Below are 25,658 nucleotides of genomic sequence, written 5' to 3'. Positions count from 1 at the left end.
AGAATACGCATGACACCATGATAGGCCGCGCGGGAGCAGGCTGTCACATGTGAGATAAGGCCCGATGCATCTCAAACAGTGTCACAAGACGCGGCCCCATCGGTGATCGGGGTATTTCCGGCATCATTTCCGGGAAGTCCAGCCATCAGGCCCGGAATTGCCATTACCAATGCATCCGCCTCGACCGCGGGAGAAAACAGCCATCCCTGAAAGCGATGGCAGCCCATGCCACGGAGCAGTCGAAACTGCTCCGGCGTTTCCACCCCTTCCGCCACCACCGTCAGGCCCAGCGCGTGGGACAGGGCCAGAATCATGGCGCAGATCTGACGATCCCCTTCGTCGTGGGCAATGTCGCGTACAAAGGCCTTGTCGATCTTCAACTCACCCGCCGGCAGTTTCTTGAGTTTGACCAGGGACGACTGCCCGGTGCCGAAATCATCGATGGACAGGCCGAATCCGGCCTCCCGCAAGGCCACCACGGTGGGGATGACCTCGTCATCAAGCATTTCCGATTCGGTCACCTCCAGCATGATGGTATCAGGAGAAGTGCCTTCCTCCCGTGCGATGTCCAGCAGTTGACGGGCAAGCTCCGGTCGGCGTAGCTGTACCGCCGAAATATTGATGGAGACGGCTCCGATCTCTACCCCACCCTGCCGCCATTGCCTCAACTGCCGACAGACAGACCGGAAGATCCACTCCCCGATGGGTACGATCAGTCCGGTGGACTCGGCCAGGGGAATGAAATCCTCCGGCGAAACCGGCTGGCCATGCACGGTCCACCGTAACAATGCCTCTGCCCCCACAAGCCGCCCGGCCGCATCCATTTGCGGCTGATACAGAACATGGAATTGTCCTTCCGGCAGGGCACGATGCAGCAGGGTGCTCAATTCCAGGCGCTTACGGGCGATGAGCGTGTATTCCTGCAAATAGAAGCAGTAACTGTTGCGATTGCTGGATTTCACCTGATTCAGCGCCAAGTCTGCGTTTCGGACCAATTCCATCACGGTGGAAGCATCGTCCGGGTACAGGCTGATGCCGATACTCGCAGTGACAAAATGCGGCTCTCTGCCGCTTTCCAGGCATGGCTTGGAAAACCCCTGCAGAATCCCTTCGGCCAGCTGTGCAACCTCCGTTCTGGATCGGCACTGTTCCACCATCACCATGAATTCATCACCGCTCATGCGGGCCAGGGTACACCGATCATCCAGCGAACGACTGATCCTGGCGCTGGCTTCACACAACAACATGTCTCCGGTGCGGTGGCCGTAAATGTCATTGATCTGCTTGAAATGATCGAGGTCCACCAGCATGAAGGCCACTCGATCATGGCGTCGAGCCGCCATTTGCAAGGCGTGTTCCATCTGGTTCTCGAAGAACAGTCGGTTTGGCAAATGAGTCAGGGCATCATAATGAGCCAGCCGGAACATCTGCTCCTGATTCTGCAAAATGGCCGTTTCCGCCTGACGCAGGCGCTCCAGCACCTCTAACATATGCGTCTGGCGCACCCCCACCAGCAGCAGCGTCAGCAAACAGCAGACGAAAATGATGCCTCGCTCAAACCCCGTTTCAGTCAAGGCATAAAAGAAATGGAACAGCAACGCCAGGGCCAGCAACATGGCAAGCAGGGGCACATGATTCATGACCCTCTCACAGGCATTCAGATATCCCGGCTCCTGTCGAACCTCGATGCGCCAGAAACGGGCACCCAGGCCCAACAACAAAGCACTGACGCCAAAGGCCATGTTGAATAGCATGCCTGCCTGCAGCTGGCCATCCAGCACCATCAGATTCCACTGCATCCAGGTCAGCCCATAGGCGGTGATACCGACCATCAGCAGCAGATGGGCCGGCGCCATGCGCAGGGCCATGCCGGGGATCATCAACAGGGCAAAGAAGGCGGCACTGAGAAAACTGACCGGATAGAAGACCAGCACCAGCAGGGCAATCAGGGAAATCTCCTCTCCATGGGGGACATAGAGCGTGAGCACCAGCGCCAGCAGGGCAAATACCATTCCGCAGATGTCCAGCATCGCGGAATGGAAACGGTCCGCGGGCAGATGCAGCTTCAATGCGCGCATCAGTCCGATCATCCAGAGGGGACCCACCGCCAGGAACAGGACATCGGCTAGGGAGGGAAAAGGATTCCAGCCGGCAAGCACCTGCAGATTCCAGACCAACTGGCCAACCAGCATCAGCCCCGCCCCCAGAACGAGCCAGAACAGCACATCCGCATCGTGCGTGGCCGCCAGGCGCATGCCCCGCCATGCCAGGGCCAGCGACAGGGCAAAGGCGGAAGTCCAATGGAGCATATCCAGGATCACTACTCTGGCGCCGCCTTCAAGCAACCATGCTGTCAGGCCGAGCAGAAAGGTGATCAGCACCCAGAGCCCGAACAGGATCAGTTCCGGCGGGTTGACGATCCTCTGCTGCGTTACCGACATGAACTGCCTCGTTTGTGCATCGTCACGGAATGGGTGGAGCCGGTGAACATGATCAGGTTGTAGCACAATCCCGTGAATACTTATCTATTACTCAACGAGCGGCTACACTGCCCCACCCGGATTGATTCAAGGAGCGCCCGTCATGCCCATCCAGGTCGGCGATCAGATCCCCGAGATCACCCTGCGCGTGATGACACCGGCAGGTGACCACCCCATCACCACCACGGAACTCTTCAGTGGCTACCGTAGCGCCCTGTTCGCCGTTCCCGGCGCCTTCACGCCCGCCTGCTCCGGTGTTCATCTGCCCGGCTTCATCCACAAGGCGGAGCAGCTGCGGGCCGCCGGCATCGAGCGCCTCTTGTGCCTGGCGGTGAACGATATCTTCGTCCTTGATGCCTGGGCCGACATCCATGCAGTGGGCGACCGGATCATGATGGTCTCCGACGGCAATGGGGACTTCACCCGGGCCGTGGGACTGGAATCCGATGCCACCGGCAGTCAGATGGGGGTCCGCTCCCGGCGCTATGCCATGATCATCGACAACGGCCGGTTGGAGTGGATCGGCGTGGACAAGCCCCGTCAGGTGGTGGAAAGTGCCGCCGATGCCGTCCTCAAGGCCCTCGACCGGGGCTGAGGGATCGGCCCCGCCACCGGCGGGGCGGACGATGCCTGGGGCGACGCTCCGTGGGGCGATGAAATCCTGAAACACCCTGCCGCCTGATCCAGCTCCGCCGCCACTTGCTTCTGCTCCCGGGCAGCCGCGGCCTGCTCCGCCATGGCCAGCTCGGTCTGATTGGCCTCCCGCAGCAAAACCTCCAGACGCCGGCGCATGCTCAGGGTCTTGCCGCGCTGCACGTCGGTATCCCCGGAGACCTGTTCGGTCACATGGCGGATGGCCTCCACCGCCTGCCCGATGGATACCAGCGCCGTCACCGCCTCGCCGGTCTCGGTCACACAGCGCTCGGCGGTCTGCCGCTCGTTTTCCATGGCATCCACCACCTCCCGCATGTTGCCGTGCAAACGCTCCACCATGCCCTGGATGCGCCCCGTGGCCTCGCGGGTATCGGCGGCCAGACCGCGTACCTGTTCCGCCACCACGGCAAAGCCACGCCCCTGCTCTCCCGCCCGGGCCGCCTCGATGGCCGCGTTCAGGGCCAGCAGATTGGTCTGTTCGGCTATCTTGCGGATGGTGGTGAGCACGGAATCGATATCCCCGGCAGCCACTTGCAGTGCCTGAAGATGTGCGCTGGACTCGGTGACCTGCCGGGCCAGTTCATCCGTCAGTCCGGCCACGTCCCGCACCTGGGCCTGGCCACCCTCCGCCAGCCGGGTAGCCGACGAGGCGGATTCGGCAACCCGTTGCATCTGCTCGACGATACGATCGGTCGCGGACTCCATGGCGGTCGCCTCTGCGTCCAGCGCATCCAGGGCGGCCCGCTGGTCGTGCACGGAGGACAGGCACTGCTCGCTGGTGGCGGCATTGCCGTCCGCCAGGGCGGCAGTACGCCCCGACCGGGTCACGATACCGCCCACGAAGGACTCCAACTCGCGGAACAGGCCATCCAGGGCAGTGGCAATCATGCCGATCTCATCCCGGCGACCATTGGAAAAACGACGGGTCAGATCCTGATGGGAGGCGGCTTCGCCGATGTTGCGGGCCAGATCCCTCAGCGGGCGGCTGATGAGACGGGCGAACCACCAGGAAGCCAGCGCCGCCAGCAGGGACAGGACAATCACTCCGGAAACGGCGCCGACACTCAGATCCCGCCGCATCTGCGTCAATGGCGCCATGATCTCCAGAGGATCCTGCTGGGTCACCAGGGCAAAACGATGGCCCGCGATCTCCAGGGGGGTCCAGGCCATGAACATGTCCCGTCCCAGATAATCCGTTTCAAGGCCCATGCCGCCATGCCCTGCCAGCGCGGCGCGGACCGCGCCGGTATCCAGGGTCAGGTGCCCGGCAATCCGGCCCTGGCCGGCGGCGCGCTGAAAATCCGGAGACAGGGCGTCGGGACGAACCGCCTGCAACCGGCGCAGGAATTCCGTGCGATTCTCCAGCATGGGCCGCAACTCGGTCACCAGACGATGGCGTTCATCCACCAGATAGGACTCTCCCGTGGCCCCTAGCCCCGCCTGTACCCAACCACCGGCATTGGTCATGATCTGGGTGAAACGCGCCGCGGGGATCTCCGCCACCAGCATGCCCAGGGGACGCTCGGGACTGTAGACGGCATGAAAGACCGGCACGCCGATGAAGACCACCGGTTCATTGAAGCGTCCCGAGAAGTCCTCGAAGGGGGCCATGCGAAACCCGTCCGCCCCCCGATTCTCCATCATCCCCCGGGCCAACGCCCCCAGGGCGCTGTCAGAAAAAGGCCCCTGGCGCAGGGAGGTACCGAAGACAGGCCCCTTGGTCACCGAGTAGATCACCGCCAGGGACTGGGCATCAATGAGCATGAGGTCATTGAACCCCAGGCGTTCAAGGGTATCCCGCAAGCTCTGGTGATAACGCAGATGCTGCTGTCCGTAGATGCTGCCGTCACGGCGGTCCACCAGGGCCTTCAGGTCTTCCGGGTCATGGGGGTTGTCGGCCACATAATAGCGCTGGATCAGCAGGGCCTCGTGGGACATGGCCCCCAGCCAATCTCCCAGGGGCGCGCTCAGGCCCCCGGTACGGGCCGCGTACAAGGGCGCATAGCGATCCTCATACCACCGACCCACCTGTTGCCGCAGCTGTTCCGTGGACCCACCCTCGACCTCGTAGCGGTAGGAAGCAAAGGGGCGGATGAAGCCGTAAACCGCATCCTGCACCAGACGGCCATGGGCCAGGGTCTGCAGCAGATTTTCCAGCCCCTGCATCTCGTCCAGCAATCGTGCCTGACGACCATCCGCCACCGTCTGGAACTGCTGACCGATGGCATGTTCGATCACCTGGGTGGCACTGCGGTCGGCCACATGGCTCGTGGTGACGGCAGACAACAGCACAGCCAGGCCGGTGAGCACGGTGGCTCCGGCCATCAATCGGATCGTGATTTTCATGGATCACCAGGAACGGGGCTTGAGTATGACGCAGGAAACTGTCAAAAACCCCGACAGATTAACGGCCATTCATGACATGACCATGACCGCCCCCAGATAGATCGCCACCAGCATCGACAGCACCAGACCGATGAACAGCAGCCCCAGGGTCTCCCAGCGCAGCAGCAGGCGCTCGCCCCGGGCCACCCGGACCAGCCATGCCGCCCAAAGCCGGGGCAGCCCATGGACCAGGGCCAGGGTGAACCCGCCGCCCGGCATGTGCCAGAACCCGGGGGTACGGGAAATCCATCCCAGCACCCCCTGACCGCCCCGCTCCAAAGGCACCCACAAGTCCCCCTCGGGAATCCATCGGGGCAGGGTCCAGCCCCGGAAACGGGCCAGCAACAGGGCAATGCCGCCGATCAGCAAACCCAATCCCATCGGCCAGAGCAACGCCAGCGCAGGCTCGACGGCCAGGGCCTTGAAGGCATCCTCCGGCGCCAGCACCCAGGGCAGGGCCACCGTGCCCAGTACCAGCACCAGACAGGGCATCCACAGGGACACCGGCACCGGGCGGGGCTCCCGCGAACCACCGGCGGCAAGCACCCAGAACCGCAGCATCAGCAGGAAGGTGCCGGCCGCGGCCGTGGACAGCCACAGGGTCACCAGGGACAGATCCACGGGCGCATCGTACATGGGTGTCTTGAGCAGGGTCTTGGCCACGGCCCCGCTGGTCAGGGGCATCCCCGCCAGCGCCAGTCCCGGCAGCAGCAACCAGGCCAGCGCCGCCGTTCGCCCCACCCGCTGGGCAATGCCCACCCCCAGGAACAGGGCGGCCTTGGCAATGCCGTGGTGCAGGGCATAGAACACCAGGGCCGGTATCAGCACGGGTGCCAGGGCCGGATGCAGCATGGCCACCCCCAGGCCCGCCGTCATCAGGCCCATCTGACTGACGCTGGAATAGGCCAGCACGGTCTTGACCCGATACTGAAACACCCCGGCCAGCACCCCATAACCGGCCCCCACCAGACCCAGCACCACCAGGACCGTGCCCAGGGCTTCCGGCACACTACCCGGCGGCAGCAGGCGCATCCAGCCCAACAGGCCCGCCTTGATCATGGCCCCCGACAGGACGGCGCTGGCCGGGGTGGGCGCGGCCGGGTGGGCCAGGGGCAGCCACAGATGCAGGGGCACCATCCCGGCCTTCACTCCCAGGCCACCCAGCAACAGGATCACAGCCGCCGTCCCCGGCGGCTGCTCCCAGACCCGGACCAGACCATGCCCGCCGGCATCATGGACCAGCAGGATCAGGCCCGTGAACAGGGCCACCTCGCCCATCAGGGCCATGCCCAGATAGACCCACCCGGCCCGCCAGGACTCAAAACGCTGTTCATGCACCACCAGACCCATGGAGGCCAGGCTCATGAGGGCGAAGCTGGTATAGAAAAATGCCACGTCCGCCGCCACCACCAGCCCCAGGTTGCCCGCCATGGCCAACAGGAAAAAGGCGTGGAAACGCACCCGGGCCGGACCTGCCCCCAGATACCCCTGGGCGTAAACGGCCGCCGCGCCCCACAGCAGGGCGGTGAGCAGCAGAAAGCCGCGTCCCACCGGATCCAGGGCCAGTTCCGTGCCCAGCAGCAGCCAGGGGTAGAAGGCCCATGCCCCTTCCGGCAGCCACAGCGCACCCGCCAGGGCCGGCAGCACCGCCAGCGGGGTCAGGCGCCAGAGATGACGACCCACCACCGGTAACGCCAGGGCAGACACCAGCAGCAGCGGGGTCAGGGGAATCAGAAGCAGCCAAAGATCCGGGGTCATGGCGTCTCCCATTCGAAGATGGCGCGCCAGATATGATCGTAGCCGTACTCGAATTCCACGATGAAGGTCACCCAGTACAGGGGACTGATGGTCAGGGAGGCCAGTAGCCCCATGCCCAGGGCCATGGCGGCGACGGTCACCGTGGGCAGCAGCAGCATCCAGTGGGTTTCCAGCCGTCGTCCCCCGTGACGTTCATCGGGCCACGGCCCCTCCCGGCGACTGAACCAGCCCCGCAGGATCGGCGGCAGGAAATACAGGGCGTTGAGCAGACTGCTGACCACCAGCACGCCGGTCACCCAGGCCATTCCCGCCTCCAGGGCGCCCAGGCCCAGATACCATTTGCTGATGAACCCGGCCAGCGGGGGAATGCCGATCATCCCCAGGGCCGCCAGGGTGAAGGCGGTCATGGTCCAGGGCATGCGCCGGCCCACCCCACGCATCTCATCCACCCGATGGATGCCCAGGGTCTCGGCGAAATTCCCGGCGCAGAAGAACAGGGTGATCTTCATCACCCCCTGATGGACCAGATGCACCAGCCCCCCCACGGCACCGATGGGTCCGGCCAGGGCCACGCCGAGGATGATGTAGGACACCTGGCTGACGGTGGAAAAGGCCAGCCGTTGCTTGAGATCATCGGCAAACACCGCACGCACCGAACCATAGACGATGGTCATGATGGCCAGCAGCAGCAACGGCAGGGTCACCCCCAGATCCGCCGCCAGTTCCACCCCGTAGACATCATTGAGCACCCGCACGATGCCGAAGGCCCCGGCCTTGACCACGGCCACCGCGTGCAGCAGGGCACTCACCGGGGCCGGGGCCACCATGGCCCGGGGCAGCCAGCTATGCAGGGGCAGCAAGGCCGCCTTGACCCCGAATCCGGCCATGAGCATGGCAAAGATCATGATCAGAACCGGACCCTGGTCGGCACTCAGATGCCGCAGATAACCGCCGGCGACAAAGGGCTCGGAACCCGCCAACAGGGTCAGCCAGACCACGGCCCCCAGCAGCACCGCGCCCCCCAGGAGGGTGTAGGCCAGATAGATGCGCCCGGCCCGGAAGGATTCCGCCGTGCCCCGGTGTACCACCAGGGGCCAGGTGGCCAGGGTCAGGATCTCGTAGAAGATCAGCAGGGTGATGAGGTTGCCGGAGAAGGCGATCCCCACCGTGGCGCTCACGCACAGGCTGAAGAAACCGAAGAAGCGGCTGCGGTTGGGGGAATCCTCCAGGTAGCCGATGGCGTAGATGGTGGTGACCAGCCAGAGCACCGCCGAGAGGGTGGCAAACAAGAGGGACAGGGCATCCGCCGCCAGCACCAGATCGATCCCCGGCAACAGGTTCACGCTCAGGCTGTAGGTCTTGCCATCCCGGTACACTCCTACCAACAGGGCAATGATCAGCAGGAACTTGAGGGTGGCGCCCCCCAGGTTGAGGGCCGTGCGCAGGGCAAACTGCTGCTCCCGCAGGAAGAAGATGGCCACCCCGGGCAGCAGGGAGCTCAGGAGAATCAGCAGCAGCATGTATCCCCCCGTTGCCATTTCAGCCCCCTCCCCCGGCCAGGGTTCGGGCCAGCAACGACAAGGCCGGGCTACCGGCAAACCCCAGGCCGATGGTCAGCAGGGCCAGGGCCAGGGGCGCCCATTCCATCACCGCGGGTAAGGGACGCCCCCGATCCGCGGGGCCCGGCTCAAAGGCCGGCCCCAGCAGACGGAACACATAGGCGCCGGCCAGAAGCCCGCCACCCAGCACCACTAGGGCCCAGATCCACAGCCCGGCCTCCAGGGCGGTCTGCACCAGCAGCCATTTGGCGATGAAACCCCCGGTGAAGGGCAAACCCACCAGACCGGCACCAGCAATCCCCAGGGCAAAACTGGTCTTGAGCCGCCCCCGCATCACCGCCCCCAACTCCGCCAGCCGGTCGTGACCCGCCGCCCGCTGCAGGGTGCCGGCGGCCAGGAACACGGCGGCCTTGGCCACCCCGTGGGCAACCGCGAAAAAGACCACCGCCTTCCAGCCCTCCGGATGCGCCCGGAGAAACGGAAACAGCAGGAACAGATAGCCCACCTGGGCCACGGTGGAATAGGCCACCACCTGCTTGAGCCGAGGGCCCCGCAACGCCATGAGGCCGCCCCAGAGCACCGCCCCGGCGGCCAGCGCCCCCATCAGCACATCCAGCCCCGACAGAGGCAATGCCGGGAAGACCGTCAGCCAAAGCCGCAGGATGAGATAGAAGGACACCTTGACCACCAGGGCCGAAAGCGCCGCGCTGACCGGCGCCGGGGCACTGCCATGGGCGGGGGGCAACCAGACATGCAGCGGGAACAGGGCGGACTTGGCCAGCAACCCCACGGTCATCAGCACCGCCGCCAGCATGGGGGCCGACGACAGTACCACCTGGGCACCCAACCCCTGCAGATCCAGCGTGCCATAAGCCCCGTAGAGCAGGGCCACCCCCATCAGGTAGGCCATGGATCCGAGCAGGCTCACCAGCAGGTAGCGCATGGCCGCCACCAGGGGGGCGGCACCGCCGGCCAGGGCCACCAGGGCCACCGACGCCAGCACCACCAGTTCCAGGGTGACATAGAGATTGAACACATCCCCGGACAGATACAGGGCATTCATGGCCGCCCACAGCCACAGCCAGAGGACCCAGAACCAGCGGCCCCGGTCTGTTCCGCCCAGGTAGCCCAGGGCATACAGACTGATGGCCAGCCCCACTCCGGCGGTCATCAGCACCATCAGGCTGGCCAGGCCGTCCACCACCAGGGTGATACCCAGGGGCGGCGCCCAGCCCCCCAGATCCAGGATCACGGGACCCTGGGCATGCACCTGCAGGGCCAGCAGCAGGGCCATGACCAGGGTGAGCAGCGCCGTCAGCAGCCCCCACCACCGGGCCGCGGCAGGCCACAGTCCCGCCAGCAAGGCACCCGCCAGGGGCAGGATCACCAGCCAGGGAGCCAGGAGCACGTCTGCCATGACAGCGGCCAGCGGCATGTCAGTCCTCCGGCCCGGAGCGGGGCAATCGCGCCAGGCCGGTGGCCGCCTTCACCCTGAGCATCAGCACCAGCGCCACGGCCGTGGCGCTGAGTGCCACCACGATGCCGGTAATAACCAGGGCATGGGGTACCGGATCCACTCCGCCATCACCGCCGGCGGCCACTCCCAGCAGGACCATGAATATCCCGGAACCCATGATGTTGATGGCGAGGATCTTCAGCAGCAGATGACGACGCACCACCAGGGCATGCAGTCCCATCACGAACAGCAGGGTGCCGCACGCGAGGTAGATCTGAAGACTGACGGGCTCAGTGGCCATGGCGCCCTCCCAGGAACAGCAGCACCAGGGTCAGGGCGATGGAGAGGGCGGCGACCAGTTCGATACCCAGGATCAACGGGTAGGCCCAGGCGGGGGGATACCCCATGAAGCCGTGACCAGCCAGCAGACCCGCGGTGCCCACCGCCAGGAAAACACAGACCCCAAGGGCCAGACCCAGGTGCTGCAGCGGCGCGGGCAACATGGGCAGCTCGCGGGGACGCGACAACATCAACATGACGCCGGCGGCCCCCAGCACGGCCCCGCCCTGGAAGGCGCCGCCGCTGTCGCTGCTGCCTACCCAAACCAGATAGCCCCCGGTAACCACCGCCACCGGGATCAGATGACGCAGGGTGCCGTGCAGCACCGGCCCCTGCACCGGTCGGGCCGGAATGGGATCACGACGCCCCAGGGACCAGACCGCCAGCACGGCCAGCAACAGCACCGCCAGTTCCAGGAAGGTGTCGTAGGCGCGAAAATTGAGCAGCACCGCCGTGACCGGATGATCCACACCGGCCCGGTCCATGGCGCCGGCCACCGGTTCGACCAGCCCGGGCTGTGGCGGTAGATCCAGCACGGCAACAAGGAGCAGCCCAGCCAGGGTCAGGCTCATCAAGGGCACCAGGGCCGGTGCGGAGCGATGCCGGATCATCGCTTTTTTCCTCCCCCGAAGACCCGGGTTTCCAGACGCCGCAACCGTCCCAGGGCCACCAGCAGCAGGGCACCGGTGACGCCGGCACCGATGGCGGCCTCCGCGAGGGCCACGTCGGGGGCGGACAGACGCACCCAGGCCAGGGACAGCAGCAAACCGAAGGCAATGAACAGGACCACGGACCGGAATAGATCCCCGCCCGCCAGCAGACGCCAGGCAACCCCCAGCAGGGTGAGGACCAGCAGGGCATCAAAACCGATCAAAAACCAGGTGGTGATCTCTTCAGGCATCGCGTGGTCGCATGAACGAACAGGGAAGTCAGAGCCGATGGGATTCCCGCCGGCGGGCCCGCTGGGCCACCAGATGGCACCCGGCCGCGCCGGCCGCCAGCACCAGGCCCCAGATCAGGATCAGCTTGAACACTTGGGGCAGGCTGCCGACTTGCAGGGCCACCCCCGCGACCACCAGCCCCAGCCCCAGATTGTCGGCCTTGGTCAAGGCATGGAGCCGGGTATAGACGTCCGGGAACCGCAGCATGCCGATGCTGCCGGCGGCAAAGAACACAAGCCCCATCAGCACCAATCCCATGCTGACGGCATCCATGACCTGACCCATCATGCCTGATCTCCCCCCTGCCGTGGCAAACCCCGCTGTCTGACGAAGGCCACCGTGGCCACCGCCGCCAGCAGGGCGAAGACCAGGGCCACGTCCACCAGGGCCGGCTGTTCCATGGCCAGGGAGAGCAGCAGCAGGATGGCCACCCCGGCGGTGCCGAAGAGCTGGGCCGCCAGCATCCGGTCTCCCGGCGTGGGGCCGGACAGTACCCGCACCATGCCCACGGCAACGGTGAAAAGCAGAAACAGGGCGCAGAAAAGCCAGAACACGGTCATGTCACGAAGCCTCCAGCCGCAGACCAAAGAGCGCCGCCACCCGATCTTCCAGCCGGGACAGGGAAGCATGCAGCGGCATCCCCACATCCAGCACATGGAGCTGAAGGCGGCGTCGATGCAGCCCCACGCTCAGGGTGCCCGGAAGCAGGCCGATCACGTTCATGAAGAAGGTCAGTGCCGGCCCCCGCGGCAACCGGACCGGGTAATCGATGAATCCGGGAGCCAGAGGCATCCGTGGCGACAGGGCCCGACGGGAGACATCCAGGCCGCCGACGAAGGACTGCCAGAGGAAGAAGCCCATGAACACCATCAGACCACGCAAGGATAGCCGGTAGCGCCGCCCCGGCGGCAGGACAAAGACCGAGGCGGCAGCCAGCAGGGCCACCGGGATACCGATGGCCCAGGCACCGGGCGCGCCGCCGGTCAGGATCCACCACAGGACCAGAGCTGCCGACAGGGTGACCAGGAAACGGCGCGGAGGAGAGGGAGCCAGGCGGCGATATCGATCCGACATGGAAAGAAGTGTAGCCGATGCAGTCATTCACCCTGGACGGCTACTTCTGCCGCCACTGTCCCCGCTCATCCTGGTACCAATATCCCCGTGGGGCCTCCTGCACCCAGACCCGAGCGAAGGTGGCGCGGATGTCCGACTCCCACTCGGGACGGTCATTGGCCCTGGCGATCTCCCGGTACAGGGCGTTGCGGTCGGCATTTTCTTCCGTCACCAGGCGCTGTACCGCGGCCCGGTCCCGCAGGGGTACGGCATTGAGGTCGCGAATGGTCACCAGCCCGTCCCGGGTGAAGCCGATGGCCCCGGAGGCAAAGTGAGGCTGCAGTGACGGCGTGCGCGAGCGCATGGAGGCCCGCAGACCGTCGATGGTGGCGGTGCGAATGTTGATGTTGGCCTGCTGGGCCTGGGCCGGCGGGATGACCGTGTCCAGGATCAGCGCCAGCACACGCCGGGAGGTGCCGTCCAGACGGGCGTCCGGAGCGGTTGGCGCGGCTTCCGGGGACTCATCGGCGGGCCGCACGGTCTCGCCCAGCACGTCCCGCACGATGGTGCGGGCGGCATCCTCGGCGGCGGCGGCGGGGAAATAGATGTTGATGGTGACGCAGGCGGTCAGGAGCAGCACGGCGCCGAACCAGGCCAGGTGTCGGGGTAATGCGATGAAGTGGCGTGTCATGGCGATGGATCCTTGAGTTTATTGACATCTGCAAACGGCAGACGGTTCGACGTCCAATCTAACCCGAAAAAACATCAAACCCTACAGGGGCAGGCTGAAAAAGGCCGACAAACTGGCCCCGATCCGTCCGACCTGCTACCTTTAATCATTTTCCCTGCCCCCGCCAAGATCATGACATCCGATACCCGCAACATCCTGGTCACCAGCGCCCTGCCCTACGCCAACGGCCCCATCCACCTGGGCCATCTGGTGGAATACATCCAGACCGACATCTGGGTGCGTTTCCAGAAGATGCGCGGCCACCAGTGCATCTACGTCTGCGCCGATGACGCCCACGGCACCCCCATCATGCTCAAGGCGCAAAGCGAAGGCATCACCCCGGAGGTCCTGATCGAGCGCATCGGCCGGGAACACCGGGAGGACTTTGCCGGCTTCCTGGTGGATTTCGACCACTACCACAGCACCCATTCGGAAGAAAACCGCCATTTTGCCGAACTGATCTACACCCGGTTGCGGGATGCCGGACATGTCGCCCGGCGCACCATCCGCCAGGCCTACGACCCGGAAGCGAAGATGTTCCTGCCGGATCGCTTCATCAAGGGGGAATGCCCCCGCTGCGGCGCGGCGGACCAGTACGGAGACTCCTGCGAGGCCTGCGGCGCCACCTACGCCCCCACGGACCTGAAAAACCCGGTCTCCGCCATCTCCGGCGCCACGCCGGTGGAAAAGGAGTCCGAGCACTACTTCTTCAAACTGGGCGACTTCCACGCCATGCTGCGGGAATGGACCGGCTCCGGCAGCCTGCAGGGGGAGATCCGCAACAAACTGCGGGAATGGTTCGAGGCGGGCTTGAACGACTGGGACATCTCCCGGGACGCCCCCTACTGGGGCTTCGAGATCCCGGATGCACCGGGCAAGTACTTCTACGTCTGGCTGGACGCCCCCATCGGCTACATGGCCAGCTTCAAGCACTACTGCGAGCAGCAGGGCCTGGACTTCGATGCCTGGTGGCGCGCCGACAGCACGGCGGAGCTACATCACTTCATCGGCAAGGACATCGCCTACTTCCATACCCTGTTCTGGCCCGCCATGCTCAGCGGCGCGGGCTTTCGTACCCCCACGGCGGTGCACTGCCATGGTTTTCTCACCGTCAACGGCCAGAAGATGTCCAAGTCCCGGGGCACCTTCATCAAAGCCCGCACCTATCTGGACCACCTGCAGCCGGAATACCTGCGCTACTACTTCGCGGCCAAACTCGGCCCCGGCGTGGATGACATCGATCTGTCCCTGGACGATTTCATCGCCCGGGTGAACAGCGATCTGGTGGGCAAGGCGGTGAATATCGCCTCCCGCTGCGCCGGATTCATCCACAAGGGCTTTGCCGGCCGCCTGGCCGACAGCCTGCCGGATCCGGATCTGTATGACCGCTACGTGCGGGCCGGCGAGGAAATCGCCGGACACTATGAACGGCGGGAATTCGGTCAGGCCATGCGGGAGATCATGGCCCTGGCGGACTTGGCCAACCAGTATGTGGATGAACAAAAACCCTGGGTGCTGGCCAAGCAGGAAGACGGTCAGGCCCATGTCCAGGCCGTCTGCACCCAGGGCATCAACCTGTTCCGGGCCATTCTCACCTATCTGCGACCGGTGCTGCCGTCCATGGCGGAGAAAGCGGAAGGGTTTCTGGGTATTCCCGCCCTCACCTGGGAAGCGGTGCGGCAGCCCCTGGTGGGAACCCGCATCAACGCCTACGAACCCCTGATGACCCGGGTGGACCCGCAGGCGGTGCAGACCCTGCTGGAGGCCTCGAAGGAAAGTCTGGCACCCACGCCGACCCAGCCCCAGGGGCCGCTGGCCCGGGACCCGATCCGGGAAGAGATCACCTATGACGACTTTGCCAAGGTGGATCTGCGCATCGCCCGCATCAGCCGGGCCGAGCATGTGGAAGGCGCCGACAAGCTGCTGCGCCTGACCCTGGACCTGGGCGGCGAGACCCGACAGGTCTTCGCCGGCATCAAGTCGGCCTATGATCCGGCCGACCTGGAAGGACGCCTGACGGTGATGGTGGCCAACCTGGCACCGCGCAAGATGAAGTTCGGCCTGTCCGAAGGCATGGTGCTGGCCGCCGGTCCCGGCGGCAAGGATCTGTTCATCCTGTCACCGGATACTGGCGCCCAGCCGGGCATGCGGGTGAAATAGGCCGCCCGTCAGCCGGCGGCGACGGGAATCGGATGACTGAACCCGGGGTTGTGGGGCTGCCGACTCGGCAGGCCCTGCGCTCCGGTAGCTTGGTGTACCTGGTTCAATTCTTCTTCCAGGTGACGCAATTCCCGCTCCAGCGCCACCATGCGACGTCTGAGCGCGACTTCCCGATGATGGGCCTGGGCAGGGGTGTGGATGCTGGACTGGGCCATGACGGGTCCTCCTCATTTGATTGAAATCAAATCTAGCAACCCCCGAAGCCAGGTTGAAAGAATATAAATTTGTGTTGTAATCACCCAATAGAATTAGCAACACAGACCCGGGTCCCCATGAAGCTCCAGCAGTTGCGTTATCTGAAGGCCATCGTCGAGAACAACCTCAATGTGACGGAGGCCGCCGAGCGCCTGTTCACTTCCCAGCCTGGGGTGAGCAAGCAGGTGAAACTGCTGGAAGAGGAACTGGGGCTGGAGATCTTCCATCGCAGCGGCAAGAATTTCAGTCACGTCACCCCCGCCGGTCGCCAGATCCTGGCCCGGGCCGAAAACATCCTCAGTGAAGTGCAGAACATCCATGCCCTGGCGGAAGACTTCAGGGACGAGGAGCGGGGCACCCTGCGCATCGCCACCACCCATACTCAGGCCCGCTACTTCCTGCCGCCCCTGATCACCCAGTTCCGGCGCCGCTATCCCCGGGTGCATCTGCTCATCCACCAGGGCACCCCGGTACAGATCTCCCAGATGGCCGCCTCCGGTGAAGTGGACTTTGCCATTGCCACCGAAGCCATCGCCCTGAACCGGGAACTGCTCATGATCCCCGCCTATCGCTGGCACCATTGCGTGGTGGTCGACAAGGGGCACCCGCTCACCGGGGTCAAGTCCCTGGCCCTGGAAGACGTGGCCGGCTACCCCATCGTCACCTACGTGCACGGCTTTTCCGGTCGGGGCCGTCTGGAACAGGACTTTGCCAATGCCGGGCTTGCGCCGGAGATCGTGCTCAGCGCGGCGGACTCGGACGTCATCAAGACTTACGTCAGACTGGGACTGGGGATCGGCATCATTGCCCACATGGCCTATGAGCCCGGCCAGGATACGGATCTGGCCTACCTGGATGCCAAGTCACTGTTCAGGGAAAATGTTACCCGGGTCGGGTTCCGCAAGGGCGTCTACCTGCGCCGCTTCATGTGCCACTTCATGGATCTGCTCGCCCCCCACGCGGGAGAGGAAAGGGTCCAGGAAGCCCTGAATGCCCGGACCCAGGAGAGCGTGGACCGGATCTTCGAGGGCATTGACCTGCCCGAGCATTGAATCCACCGATAGACCGGCTCCCGCAGGGGGGAATGATGAACGGGTCATTCCCGCGCAAGCGGGAATCCAGTCACGGGCCGAAAACCCTTGTCTCCCGCTTGCGCGGGAGCGACGGCAAAGGCCCTGGAATGACGGCAGCAAACCTCTTGGGTGTTTCTCGGAGGGGCGGATACATAACGCAAGATTATATATGTATACTTGGGCCGATACAGACAACGCTCCCTTTCGGAGCCGATTGATCCGGGGCCATTTGCCCTTGATCACAGGATAATCTCGACATGAAACTCCAGCAACTTCGCTATCTGCAGGCCATTGCTCGCTACAACCTCAACATCTCCGAAGCCGCGGATCGCCTGGCCACCTCGCAGCCGGGCATCAGCAAGCAGATCCGCCTGCTGGAGGAAGAACTGGGTGTCCCCCTGTTCCAGCGCAACGGCAAGCATCTGTCCGGCATGACCGCCGTGGGTCGCCGGGTGCTGGAATACAGTGAAGTCATCCTCAGGGAAGTGGAAAACATCCGCGCGGCGGCGGAAGAGGCCCGGGATGAACAAGCCGGGGATCTGCGCATTGCCACCACCCATGCCCAGGCCCGCTACATCCTGCCCCCCATCGTGGACGCCTTCCGCCATCGTTTCCCCCGGGTCAGGGTACAGATCCACCAAGGCACGCCGCGGCAGATTGCCGACATGCTCTCCCATGACGAGGTGGACTTCATCGTCGCCACCGAGCCCATGCTGGCCTCCGGCCAGGTGATCGTGCTGCCCGCCTACCGCTGGTCTCACTGCGTGGTGGTTCCCAAGGGGCATGAGCTGGCCGGTGCCGGCGCCATCCCCCTGGAACGGCTGGCGGACTACCCCATCGTCACCTATCTGGACGGCTTCAGCGGCCGCACCAAGCTGGACGCGGATTTCCGCCGCGCCGGACTCACCCCGGACGTGGTGCTGACGGCGGCGGACGCGGATGTCATCAAGACCTACGTACGCCACGGCATGGGCGTGGGCATCATCGCCCGCATTGCCCTGGAAAAGGGCCATGACGACGACCTGGTGGCACTGGACACGGAACCCGGACTGTCGGAGAACATCACCCGCATCGGCTTTCGCCGGGGCGCCTGGCTGCGCGGCTACATGTATGATTTCATCACCCTGCTCGCCCCGCATCTCACCCATGAGCACGTGGCGCGGGCGGCCCAGAACCCGGACCCGGAAAACCTGGAAGCCCTGTGCCGCAACATGGAGGTCCCGGAGGGCATTTCGCACTGTGCCTGAACGAAGGGACCGGCAGGATGGACGCGGCCGCATGGGTCGCGTACATTAACCCGCTGTTTTCCCTTTGATCAGGCAGGTATGGAAGAGACACACGAGCACCTGGGGGCACGTGCCGCCCAACTCATCTCGGCAGGAAGCTTCTTCTATCACCGGGGCTGGATGCCGGCCACCGCCGGCGGTCTGTCGGCGCGCCTGGACGATCACCGCATGGTGATCACGGAATCCGGTCGCAACAAGGGCGAACTCGGACACGACGGCCTGATGATGGTGGATCTGGACGGCAACGTCCTGTCCCCCGGCAAGCAGCCCTCCGCGGAGACCTTCCTGCACATCATCCTCTATCGCCGTTCCCCGCGGATCGGTGCCGTGATGCATACCCATTCCGTCAGCGCCACCGTGCTGTCCCGCATCGTGGAGGGCGCCGAACTGACCCTCACCGACTGCGAAGTCCTCCGTACCCTGCCGGGCATCGCCTGCCGGGACGCCTCGATCACCCTGCCCATCTTCGGCAATGATCAGGACATCCCCCAACTGGCGGCGCAGGTGGATGATCACATGAACCGTCACCCGGACACCCCCGGCTACCTCATCGAGGGCCATGGATTCTATACCTGGGGGCGGGATGCGGCCGAGGCCCGGCATCATGTGGAAGCCTTCGAATTCCTCTTTGACTGTGAACTGCAACTGCGCAGACTCAAGCCATGATGACACCCATCCAGATCCGGAAATCACGGCCATGATCAGGGCCATCATCACTGATATCGAAGGCACCCTGTCCGGGGTGTCCTTCACCCGGGAAGTGCTGCTCCCCCATGCGGTCAAGCACCTGCCCGAGTTCGTCCGCACCCACCGGACGGTACCGGAGGTGAAGCGCCTGCTGGCCGACATCCGGGCCTATGCCGGTGGCTCCCTGGATGACGAGGCTCTGATGCAACGCATGGTGGCCTGGATGTCGGCGGATCAGAAGATCACGCCCCTCAAGGCCCTGCAGGGCCTGATCTGGGAAGAAGGCTACCGCCGGGGGGATTTCAAGGGACATGTCTATCCGGACGCCGTGGCCTGCCTGCGGGCCTGGCATGACCGTGGAATCACCCTGCATGTCTTTTCGTCGGGCTCCGTACGCGCCCAGGAAGACTTCCTGGCCCACAGCGAGGCGGGCGACCTGCGCCCCCTGTTCAGCGGCAACTTCGACACCCGCATCGGCGGCAAGACCCATATTGCCGCCTACAAGCTCATCACCGAACGCATCGGGTGCGCCCCGGGCGAGGCCCTGTTCCTCTGCGACGACACGCGGGAACTGGATGCCGCGGCGGCAGCCGGCCTGCGGACCACCCTGGTACAGCGACAGGGCGCGGCCGCCTCCGGCTCTCATCCGGTGGTGACGGATTTTCACCAGATCCGGCTGGAGCCCTGATTCCATGCGATTTCCCCATGACCCGCCCGGTTGCAGGCAGCGCGCCCGGTAGCGGATACTCAATCATCAGAGCGGGAGACCCATGTCCGAGTACCTACTGATCCTGGTCAGCACTGTCCTGGTCAACAATTTCGTCCTGGTGAAGTTCCTGGGCCTGTGCCCGTTCATGGGGGTTTCCAAGAAAGTGGAAACGGCCATCGGCATGAGCCTGGCCACCACCTTCGTGTTGACCCTGTCCTCGGTCTGCAGTTATCTGGTCAACGAGTATCTGCTCGCGCCCTTCGGTCTGGAATACCTGCGCACCATTGCCTTCATCCTGGTGATCGCCGCCGTAGTGCAGTTCACCGAGATGGTGGTACACAAGACCAGCCCGCTGCTTTATAACGTACTGGGGATCTTTCTGCCCCTGATCACCACCAACTGTGCAGTGCTGGGGGTCGCCCTGCTCAACGTGCAGGAAAGCCATGGATTCCTGGAGTCGGTGATGTACGGCCTGGGTGCCGCCGCCGGCTTCTCCCTGGTCATGATCCTGTTTGCCGCCATGCGCGAGCGGGTTGCCGCCGCGGATGTGCCGGTACCGTTCCGCGGCAGTGCCATCGCCCTGGTCACCGCGGGCCTCATGTCACTGGCATTCATGGGTTTTCTGGGGCTGGCCCCCTGACCCGGATGCCGCCATCGACGCGCCAGGAGCCGTAATCGCCCATGCTTGCCGCCGTCCTAGTCATCAGTTCGCTGTCCGCCTTGTTCGGCATGATCCTTGGCTATTCCGCCATCCGCTTTCGCGTGGAAAGCGATCCGGTGGTGGAGAAGATCGACAACATGCTGCCCCAGACCCAATGCGGGCAATGCGGCTTTGCCGGCTGCCGTCCCTATGCCGCCGCCATCGCCGAGGGCAAGGCGGACATCAATCTCTGCCCTCCAGGGGGGACCGGCCTGCTCATGGCCCTGGCCGACATGCTCGGGCGCGACGCCAAGCCCATCGAGGGCAAGGTCAAGGAAAAGGCCCTGGCCCGTATCGACGAAAACAGCTGCATCGGCTGCACCCTGTGCGTGCAGGCCTGCCCGGTGGACGCCATCGTCGGCGCCGCCAAGCAACTGCATGCCGTCATCGAGACCCAGTGCACCGGCTGCGAGCTGTGTCTGATGCCCTGCCCGGTGGACTGCATCCGCATGGTGCCCATTGCCCAGGACCTGAATACCTGGAAATGGCCCTTCCCCATGGACACCGCCGCCGATCGCCTCTGCCTGGTGGATCTGGCCCGACCGGCATCCGCGGGCTCCGGCGCCTGAGGCGCAAAAGCCCCCGCTGACCACGACAACCCATGACCGCAAGTTCCCACACACTCTGGCGATTCCATGGCGGCGTCAAGCTGCCTGACCACAAGGCGGAAAGCACCACCGAGCCGGTGGCCGCCGCGCCCCTGCCGCAGCGGCTGATCCTGCCGCTGCGGCAGCACATCGGCGAGGCCGCCGTGCCGGTGGTCAAGCGCGGCGAGCACGTCAAGAAGGGACAGCTCATCGCCCGCTCGGATACCTATGTGGGTGCCCACCTGCACGCCCCCACCTCAGGTCGCATCGCCCTCATCGGCGATCAGCCGGTGCCCCACCCTTCCGGCCTGTCCGCCCCCAGCATCGTCATCGAGGCCGACGGCGAGGATGACTGGGGCGATAGCCGGATGCCGCCCATCGAGGACTATCGCAACATCGATCCGGTCAAGCTGCGCAACCGGGTGCGCGATGCCGGCATCGTGGGCCTGGGGGGGGCTGCCTTCCCTTCGGCGGTGAAGCTCAACCCCCGCCCCCACCAAAAGATCGACACCCTGGTGATCAACGGCGCCGAGTGCGAACCCTACATCACCTGCGACGACATGCTCATGCGCACCCAGGCGGAGACGGTGATCGCCGGCATGCATCTGGTGCGCCGCGCCCTGAAACCCGAGCGATGCCTGATCGGCATCGAGGACAACAAGCCCGAGGCCATCCGCGCCATGACCGAGGCCCTGGGCGGCGAGGAACGGGACAACATCCGCATCGTCCCCATTCCCAGCATCTATCCCACCGGCGGCGAACGCCAGCTCGTGCGCGTACTCACCGGCCGCGAAGTCCCCAGCGAGGGGCTACCCGCCGACGTCGGCGTGGTCTGCCACAACGTGGGCACCCTGGCCGCCATCTACCGGGCGGTGGTCCTGGGGGAACCCCTGATTTCCCGCCTGGTGACGGTCACCGGCAGCGGGGTCCACCGCCCCCGCAACCTCCAGGTCTACCTGGGCACCCCGGTGGCGGACCTGATCGCCCTGGCCGGGGGCTACACCGACGACGTGGAGCGACTGATCATGGGCGGCCCCATGATGGGTTTTGCCCTGGCCAGCGACGCGGTACCCATCATCAAGGGCGGCAATTGCATCATCGCCGCCCGCGCCGCCGACGTGGAGCGCCCCGGTCCGGTGATGCCCTGCATCCGCTGTGGAGAATGCGTCAAGGCCTGCCCTGCCGGCCTGCTGCCCCAGCAACTGTATTGGTTCAGCCGTGCCCGTGACTTCGACAAGGCCCAGGAATACAGCCTGTTCGATTGCATCGAATGCGGCTGCTGCGCCCACGTCTGTCCCAGCAATATTCCGCTGGTGCAGTATTACCGCTTTGCCAAGAACGAGATCTGGTCCCAGGAACGGGAGCGCCGCCAGGCCGAGGCCGCCAAACAGCGCCACGAACTGCGCCGGGAACGCCTGGAGCGGGAAGAACGGGAAAAGGCCGAGCGCATGAAGCGCAAGCAGGCCGCCGCCCAGCAGACGGCCCCCACCGCCGACGGGGGGGAAGATCCCAAGCAGGCGGTGATCCGTGCCGCCCTGGCGCGGGCTCAGGCCCGCAAGGCCGAACAGGCCGCCCAGGACACCACCGCCGCCGCGCCGGCCTCCGAAAACGACAACGAAAACCGCTGATGCGCTTCAAGACCTTCAGTTCGCCGCACATGGCGCCCGCCCGCAGTGTCAACCGGGTCATGGGACAGGTACTGCTGGCCCTCATCCCCGGCACCGCGGCCATGACCTGGTATTTCGGCTGGGGGGTGCTGATCAATGTCTCCCTGGCCGTCACCGTGGCCCTGGCCTGCGAGGCCCTGATGCTGCTGGTGCGTGGTCGCACCCTGACGCCCCACATCACCGACCTGAGCGCGGTGCTGGCCGGCTGGCTGTTCGCCCTGGCCGTGCCGCCGCTGACACCCTGGTGGGTCACCCTGGTGGGGGTCGGGTTTGCCATGGTGGTGGCCAAACATCTCTACGGCGGCCTGGGCTACAACCCCTTCAATCCGGCCATGGTGGGCTATGTGGTGGTGCTCATCTCCTTTCCGCGGGAAATGACCCTGTGGCTGAGTCCTTCCGTCATCGCCGAACTGAACCTGAGCCTGCCCCAGACCTTTGCCGCCATTTTCGCCGGCACACTCCCGGACGGGCTGACCTGGGACATGATCACCGCCGCCACGCCGCTGGACCGGATCCAGACCGGGGTGGGACTGGCACACCCCATCAGCGAGATCCAGAACTCCCCCTTCTTCGGCTATCTGGGAGGCGTCGGCTGGGAGTGGATCGGCCTGTGGTTCCTGGTGGGGGGGCTATGGCTGCTCAAGCGCGGCGTGATCGGCTGGCAGATCCCGGTGGCCATGCTGGGCACCCTCACCTTGCTCTCCGGCCTGTTCTGGCTCATCAATCCGGAGACCTACGCCTCCCCCCTGTTCCACGTCTTCAGCGGTGCCGCCATTCTCGGCGCCTTTTTCATCGCCACCGACCCGGTTTCCGCCAGCACCACGCCCCGGGGACGCCTGATCTTCGGTGCCGGAGTGGGGGCGCTGGTATTCGTCATCCGTACCTGGGGGGGGTATGCGGAAGGGGTGGCCTTCGCGGTCCTGCTCATGAACATGATGGTCCCGCTGATCGACCATTACACCCAGCCCCGGGTCTTCGGCAAGACCACGGCCGGCAAGGAGGGCTAGGACGTGCTGCGGGAAATCTATCTCTCCACGGCCCTGCTGGCCGCCTTCGGACTGGTGGGGGCCGGACTGGTGGCCCTGGTCCACATGGGCACGGCGGAGCGCATCGAAGCCAACCGGGAGGCGGCCACCCTGGCCCGCCTGCATGAAATCCTGCCCGACGGTGAATACGACAACGACATCATCAACGACACCACCGTGCTCGGCCATGCCCTGCTCGGCGGCGGCAATCATCTGGTCTACCGGGCGCGCCTGGGAGACGAGCCGGTGGCCGCGGTGTTCACCGTGATTGCCCGCGGCGGCTATTCCGGTGACATCCACCTGCTGGTGGGCGTGCGCGCGGACGGCCGCGTGGCCGGCGTGCGGGTGGTCAGCCACCGGGAGACGCCGGGGCTGGGCGACGACATCGAGGCCGGCCGCTCCGACTGGATCCTGGGCTTTGACGACCTGGAACTGGGCAATCCGCCGGTGGAACGCTGGGCGGTGCAACGGGATGGCGGCATCTTCGACCAGTTCACCGGGGCCACCATCACCCCTCGGGCGGTGGTGCGCGCGGTACGCGACACCCTGATCTACTTCGACACCCATCGGGAACAGGTATTCGAGCCGATGCCCGTCGATGACACGGATGAAGAGGCGCACACTGATGAATGACACCCCCTACGGCAAGATCGTCGCCGACGGCCTCTGGTACAACAACGCCGCTCTGGTGCAGCTGCTGGGCCTGTGCCCCCTGCTGGCCATCTCCGGCACGGTGGTCAATGCCCTCGGGCTGGGCCTGGCCACCACCCTGACCCTGATCGCCTCCAACGTCAGCGTCTCCTTCATCCGCAACTGGGTGCGGCCGGAAATCCGCATCCCCATCTACGTGCTCATCATCGCCTCGGTGGTCACCGCCATCGAACTGGCCATGAATGCCTACTTCCATGAACTCTACCTGGTGCTGGGAATCTTCATTCCGCTGATCGTGACCAACTGCGCCATCATCGGCCGGGCCGAGGCCTTTGCCTCCAAGCACACCATCCCCAAGGCCTTCGTCGACGGGCTGATCATGGGCATCGGCTTCACCCTGGTGCTGGTGGCCCTGGGGGGCATGCGCGAAGCCATCGGCCAAGGCACCCTGTTCGACCAGGCCCACCTCATGTTCGGCGAGGCGGCCCGGGGACTCACGGTGACCCTGATCGAGGATTACCGGGGCTTTCTGCTGGCCATCCTGCCACCGGGGGCCTTCATCGGCCTGGGCCTTTTGCTGGCCATGAAGAACCTGGTGGATGATCGATTGGCAAAACGGGCCGCCCGTCGCGCCGAGGCCCTCGGGGAGGCCCGGGCCTGAGGCGGACGGCTGAACGATGAACAACGACAAGCGCCGGGAGATCTTCACCCGCTGGCGGGCGGCCAACCCCCACCCCACCACGGAACTGAACTACCGCACCCCCTTTGAACTGCTGATCGCCGTGATCCTCTCGGCCCAAACCACCGACAAGGGGGTCAACAAGGCCACGGCCCTGCTGTTTCCCGTGGCCAACACCCCCCAGGCCATCCTCGACCTGGGGCTGGAAGGCCTCAAGAGCCATATCCGCACCATCGGCCTTTACAACAGCAAGGCGGAAAACATCATCAGGACCTGCCGGATCCTGGTGGAACAGTGGCAGGGAGAAGTACCCCATGAGCGGGCCGCCCTGGAGGCCCTGCCCGGGGTCGGGCGCAAGACCGCCAACGTGGTGCTGAACACCGCCTTCGGCGAGCCTACCATCGCCGTCGACACCCATATCTTCCGTGTGGCCAACCGGACCGGCATCGCGCCGGGCAAGACGCCGCTGGCGGTGGAAACACGCCTGCTCAAGGTGGTACCCGCGGAATTCAAGCGGGACGCCCATCACTGGTTGATCCTGCATGGGCGCTATACTTGTATCGCGCGCATCCCCAAGTGCGGGCAATGCCTGATCGCCGACCTGTGCGATTTCAAGGACAAGACACCCGCCGCCGCAGGCCGGTGACGAACCGAAGATTCAAGCGGCAGGATCGATGGGTCAACCGGACATGGTCAGTGTGCATCCGCTGTGACATGCTGACCCACGCAGCTGAGACACGAGGCATGCAAACAGGATGCGCGGCAACGGATACGCGATGCCCTCGGGCATGAACCAGGCTTGCCCGACACGAGATGGATGCCGT

24 protein-coding genes and 1 pseudogene are annotated in these 25,658 nt (G+C 65.1%); 13 read left to right on the top strand and 12 right to left on the bottom strand.

The window, feature by feature from the left end:
• Positions 1-71: 71 nt before the first annotated feature.
• The gene (locus ACLF6L_RS01830; protein ID WP_238617772.1) at positions 72-2,441 is read right to left on the bottom strand and encodes a putative bifunctional diguanylate cyclase/phosphodiesterase; all 2,370 of its coding nucleotides are present in this window, start codon (positions 2,439-2,441) and stop codon (positions 72-74) included.
• A 142-nt stretch (positions 2,442-2,583) separates the two neighbouring features.
• Between ACLF6L_RS01830 and ACLF6L_RS01825 the strand changes: the two genes are divergently transcribed.
• On the top strand, positions 2,584-3,075 hold the full coding sequence (locus ACLF6L_RS01825) for a peroxiredoxin (RefSeq protein WP_238617773.1): 492 nt from the start codon (positions 2,584-2,586) through the stop codon (positions 3,073-3,075).
• Here ACLF6L_RS01825 and ACLF6L_RS01820 read toward each other — a convergent pair.
• From ACLF6L_RS01820 to ACLF6L_RS01775, 10 genes and pseudogenes are all read right to left on the bottom strand, one after another.
• Positions 3,021-5,480 carry a methyl-accepting chemotaxis protein gene (locus ACLF6L_RS01820; RefSeq protein WP_412852227.1) on the bottom strand — a complete coding sequence of 820 codons (2,460 nt, stop codon included), beginning with the start codon at positions 5,478-5,480 and terminating at the stop codon, positions 3,021-3,023. The two genes, ACLF6L_RS01825 and ACLF6L_RS01820, sit on opposite strands and share 55 nt — an antisense overlap.
• A gap of 69 nt (positions 5,481-5,549) precedes the next feature.
• Positions 5,550-7,277 (bottom strand): complex I subunit 5 family protein, encoded by a 1,728-nt coding sequence (locus ACLF6L_RS01815; RefSeq protein ID WP_412852226.1) that lies wholly within the window; start codon positions 7,275-7,277, stop codon positions 5,550-5,552.
• On the bottom strand, positions 7,274-8,815 hold the full coding sequence (locus ACLF6L_RS01810) for a complex I subunit 5 family protein (RefSeq protein WP_238617776.1): 1,542 nt from the start codon (positions 8,813-8,815) through the stop codon (positions 7,274-7,276). The genes ACLF6L_RS01815 and ACLF6L_RS01810 overlap by 4 nt, the downstream gene beginning before the upstream one ends.
• Before the next feature lies 1 nt (position 8,816).
• On the bottom strand, positions 8,817-10,271 hold the full coding sequence (locus tag ACLF6L_RS01805; RefSeq protein ID WP_412852225.1) for a complex I subunit 5 family protein: 1,455 nt from the start codon (positions 10,269-10,271) through the stop codon (positions 8,817-8,819).
• A 1-nt stretch (position 10,272) separates the two neighbouring features.
• A complete protein-coding gene (locus tag ACLF6L_RS01800; protein ID WP_238617778.1) occupies positions 10,273-10,593 on the bottom strand; it encodes an NADH-quinone oxidoreductase subunit K in 321 nt (106 codons plus the stop codon).
• Positions 10,583-11,532: pseudogene (locus ACLF6L_RS01795) on the bottom strand (hydrogenase subunit MbhD domain-containing protein). Before ACLF6L_RS01795 ends, ACLF6L_RS01800 begins: the two are co-directional and overlap by 11 nt.
• Positions 11,533-11,560: 28 nt before the next feature.
• Complete coding sequence (locus tag ACLF6L_RS01790; RefSeq protein ID WP_008932405.1) at positions 11,561-11,860, bottom strand: cation:proton antiporter; 300 nt, start codon at positions 11,858-11,860, stop codon at positions 11,561-11,563.
• Complete coding sequence (locus ACLF6L_RS01785) at positions 11,857-12,132, bottom strand: monovalent cation/H+ antiporter complex subunit F (RefSeq protein ID WP_238617779.1); 276 nt, start codon at positions 12,130-12,132, stop codon at positions 11,857-11,859. The genes ACLF6L_RS01790 and ACLF6L_RS01785 overlap by 4 nt, the downstream gene beginning before the upstream one ends.
• A 1-nt stretch (position 12,133) precedes the next feature.
• Positions 12,134-12,646, bottom strand: coding sequence for a Na+/H+ antiporter subunit E (locus ACLF6L_RS01780; RefSeq protein WP_008932403.1), 513 nt, complete (start codon positions 12,644-12,646; stop codon positions 12,134-12,136).
• Positions 12,647-12,686: 40 nt separating this feature from the next.
• Positions 12,687-13,316, bottom strand: coding sequence for a YdbL family protein (locus tag ACLF6L_RS01775; RefSeq protein WP_238617780.1), 630 nt, complete (start codon positions 13,314-13,316; stop codon positions 12,687-12,689).
• 171 nt (positions 13,317-13,487) lie between these two features.
• On the opposite strand from ACLF6L_RS01775, the gene metG reads away from it, so the two are divergent.
• A complete protein-coding gene (metG, locus tag ACLF6L_RS01770) occupies positions 13,488-15,515 on the top strand; it encodes a methionine--tRNA ligase (protein ID WP_238617781.1) in 2,028 nt (675 codons plus the stop codon).
• An 8-nt stretch (positions 15,516-15,523) separates the two neighbouring features.
• Here metG and ACLF6L_RS01765 read toward each other — a convergent pair whose 3' ends face one another.
• Complete coding sequence (locus ACLF6L_RS01765; protein WP_238617782.1) at positions 15,524-15,730, bottom strand: hypothetical protein; 207 nt, start codon at positions 15,728-15,730, stop codon at positions 15,524-15,526.
• Between the two features lie 117 nt (positions 15,731-15,847).
• Between ACLF6L_RS01765 and cysB the strand changes: the two genes are divergently transcribed.
• The 11 genes from cysB (at position 15,848) to nth (ending at position 25,480) form a co-directional block, all read left to right on the top strand.
• Positions 15,848-16,822, top strand: coding sequence for an HTH-type transcriptional regulator CysB (gene cysB, locus ACLF6L_RS01760; RefSeq protein WP_008932399.1), 975 nt, complete (start codon positions 15,848-15,850; stop codon positions 16,820-16,822).
• 278 nt (positions 16,823-17,100) lie between these two features.
• Positions 17,101-18,090 carry a LysR substrate-binding domain-containing protein gene (locus ACLF6L_RS01755; RefSeq protein WP_238617783.1) on the top strand — a complete coding sequence of 330 codons (990 nt, stop codon included), beginning with the start codon at positions 17,101-17,103 and terminating at the stop codon, positions 18,088-18,090.
• Positions 18,091-18,168: 78 nt separating this feature from the next.
• On the top strand, positions 18,169-18,795 hold the full coding sequence (locus tag ACLF6L_RS01750) for a methylthioribulose 1-phosphate dehydratase (protein WP_008932397.1): 627 nt from the start codon (positions 18,169-18,171) through the stop codon (positions 18,793-18,795).
• 31 nt (positions 18,796-18,826) lie between these two features.
• On the top strand, positions 18,827-19,504 hold the full coding sequence (gene mtnC / locus ACLF6L_RS01745; protein WP_412852224.1) for an acireductone synthase: 678 nt from the start codon (positions 18,827-18,829) through the stop codon (positions 19,502-19,504).
• A gap of 82 nt (positions 19,505-19,586) precedes the next feature.
• The gene (gene rsxA / locus ACLF6L_RS01740; protein WP_008932395.1) at positions 19,587-20,165 is read left to right on the top strand and encodes an electron transport complex subunit RsxA; all 579 of its coding nucleotides are present in this window, start codon (positions 19,587-19,589) and stop codon (positions 20,163-20,165) included.
• Positions 20,166-20,206: 41 nt separating this feature from the next.
• Complete coding sequence (gene rsxB, locus ACLF6L_RS01735; protein ID WP_008932394.1) at positions 20,207-20,794, top strand: electron transport complex subunit RsxB; 588 nt, start codon at positions 20,207-20,209, stop codon at positions 20,792-20,794.
• 32 nt (positions 20,795-20,826) lie between these two features.
• Positions 20,827-22,440, top strand: a complete 1,614-nt coding sequence (rsxC, locus tag ACLF6L_RS01730; protein ID WP_238617785.1) for an electron transport complex subunit RsxC — start codon at positions 20,827-20,829, stop codon at positions 22,438-22,440.
• On the top strand, positions 22,440-23,486 hold the full coding sequence (gene rsxD / locus ACLF6L_RS01725; protein WP_008932392.1) for an electron transport complex subunit RsxD: 1,047 nt from the start codon (positions 22,440-22,442) through the stop codon (positions 23,484-23,486). Before rsxC ends, rsxD begins: the two co-directional genes overlap by 1 nt.
• Positions 23,487-23,489: 3 nt before the next feature.
• Positions 23,490-24,137 (top strand): electron transport complex subunit RsxG, encoded by a 648-nt coding sequence (gene rsxG, locus ACLF6L_RS01720; protein WP_412852223.1) that lies wholly within the window; start codon positions 23,490-23,492, stop codon positions 24,135-24,137.
• Complete coding sequence (locus ACLF6L_RS01715) at positions 24,130-24,816, top strand: electron transport complex subunit E (RefSeq protein WP_412852222.1); 687 nt, start codon at positions 24,130-24,132, stop codon at positions 24,814-24,816. The genes rsxG and ACLF6L_RS01715 overlap by 8 nt, the downstream gene beginning before the upstream one ends.
• 16 nt (positions 24,817-24,832) lie before the next feature.
• A complete protein-coding gene (gene nth, locus ACLF6L_RS01710; RefSeq protein WP_412852221.1) occupies positions 24,833-25,480 on the top strand; it encodes an endonuclease III in 648 nt (215 codons plus the stop codon).
• Positions 25,481-25,658 lie beyond the last annotated feature (178 nt).

It is taken from the genome of Ectothiorhodospira shaposhnikovii (assembly GCF_047222355.1).
GTDB lineage: Bacteria > Pseudomonadota > Gammaproteobacteria > Ectothiorhodospirales > Ectothiorhodospiraceae > Ectothiorhodospira.
This window is presented reverse-complemented; position numbering and strand designations above follow the sequence as displayed.

Bases quoted from the DNA above. Each gene is read 5' to 3' on its own strand.
- mtnC (WP_412852224.1), top strand. From the start codon at position 18,827: ATGATCAGGGCCATCATCACTGATATCGAAGGCACCCTGTCCGGGGTG.
- rsxB (WP_008932394.1), top strand. From the start codon at position 20,207: ATGCTTGCCGCCGTCCTAGTCATCAGTTCGCTGTCCGCCTTGTTCGGC.
- ACLF6L_RS01825 (WP_238617773.1), top strand. From the start codon at position 2,584: ATGCCCATCCAGGTCGGCGATCAGATCCCCGAGATCACCCTGCGCGTG.
- ACLF6L_RS01715 (WP_412852222.1), top strand. From the start codon at position 24,130: ATGAATGACACCCCCTACGGCAAGATCGTCGCCGACGGCCTCTGGTAC.
- ACLF6L_RS01750 (WP_008932397.1), top strand. From the start codon at position 18,169: ATGGAAGAGACACACGAGCACCTGGGGGCACGTGCCGCCCAACTCATC.
- ACLF6L_RS01765 (WP_238617782.1), bottom strand. From the start codon at position 15,730: ATGGCCCAGTCCAGCATCCACACCCCTGCCCAGGCCCATCATCGGGAA.
- rsxA (WP_008932395.1), top strand. From the start codon at position 19,587: ATGTCCGAGTACCTACTGATCCTGGTCAGCACTGTCCTGGTCAACAAT.
- ACLF6L_RS01785 (WP_238617779.1), bottom strand. From the start codon at position 12,132: ATGACCGTGTTCTGGCTTTTCTGCGCCCTGTTTCTGCTTTTCACCGTT.
- ACLF6L_RS01780 (WP_008932403.1), bottom strand. From the start codon at position 12,646: ATGTCGGATCGATATCGCCGCCTGGCTCCCTCTCCTCCGCGCCGTTTC.
- rsxC (WP_238617785.1), top strand. From the start codon at position 20,827: ATGACCGCAAGTTCCCACACACTCTGGCGATTCCATGGCGGCGTCAAG.
- ACLF6L_RS01820 (WP_412852227.1), bottom strand. From the start codon at position 5,480: ATGAAAATCACGATCCGATTGATGGCCGGAGCCACCGTGCTCACCGGC.
- ACLF6L_RS01775 (WP_238617780.1), bottom strand. From the start codon at position 13,316: ATGACACGCCACTTCATCGCATTACCCCGACACCTGGCCTGGTTCGGC.
- metG (WP_238617781.1), top strand. From the start codon at position 13,488: ATGACATCCGATACCCGCAACATCCTGGTCACCAGCGCCCTGCCCTAC.
- ACLF6L_RS01790 (WP_008932405.1), bottom strand. From the start codon at position 11,860: ATGATGGGTCAGGTCATGGATGCCGTCAGCATGGGATTGGTGCTGATG.
- ACLF6L_RS01815 (WP_412852226.1), bottom strand. From the start codon at position 7,277: ATGACCCCGGATCTTTGGCTGCTTCTGATTCCCCTGACCCCGCTGCTG.
- rsxD (WP_008932392.1), top strand. From the start codon at position 22,440: ATGCGCTTCAAGACCTTCAGTTCGCCGCACATGGCGCCCGCCCGCAGT.
- ACLF6L_RS01805 (WP_412852225.1), bottom strand. From the start codon at position 10,271: ATGCCGCTGGCCGCTGTCATGGCAGACGTGCTCCTGGCTCCCTGGCTG.
- cysB (WP_008932399.1), top strand. From the start codon at position 15,848: ATGAAGCTCCAGCAGTTGCGTTATCTGAAGGCCATCGTCGAGAACAAC.
- ACLF6L_RS01755 (WP_238617783.1), top strand. From the start codon at position 17,101: ATGAAACTCCAGCAACTTCGCTATCTGCAGGCCATTGCTCGCTACAAC.
- nth (WP_412852221.1), top strand. From the start codon at position 24,833: ATGAACAACGACAAGCGCCGGGAGATCTTCACCCGCTGGCGGGCGGCC.
- ACLF6L_RS01800 (WP_238617778.1), bottom strand. From the start codon at position 10,593: ATGGCCACTGAGCCCGTCAGTCTTCAGATCTACCTCGCGTGCGGCACC.
- ACLF6L_RS01810 (WP_238617776.1), bottom strand. From the start codon at position 8,815: ATGGCAACGGGGGGATACATGCTGCTGCTGATTCTCCTGAGCTCCCTG.
- ACLF6L_RS01830 (WP_238617772.1), bottom strand. From the start codon at position 2,441: ATGTCGGTAACGCAGCAGAGGATCGTCAACCCGCCGGAACTGATCCTG.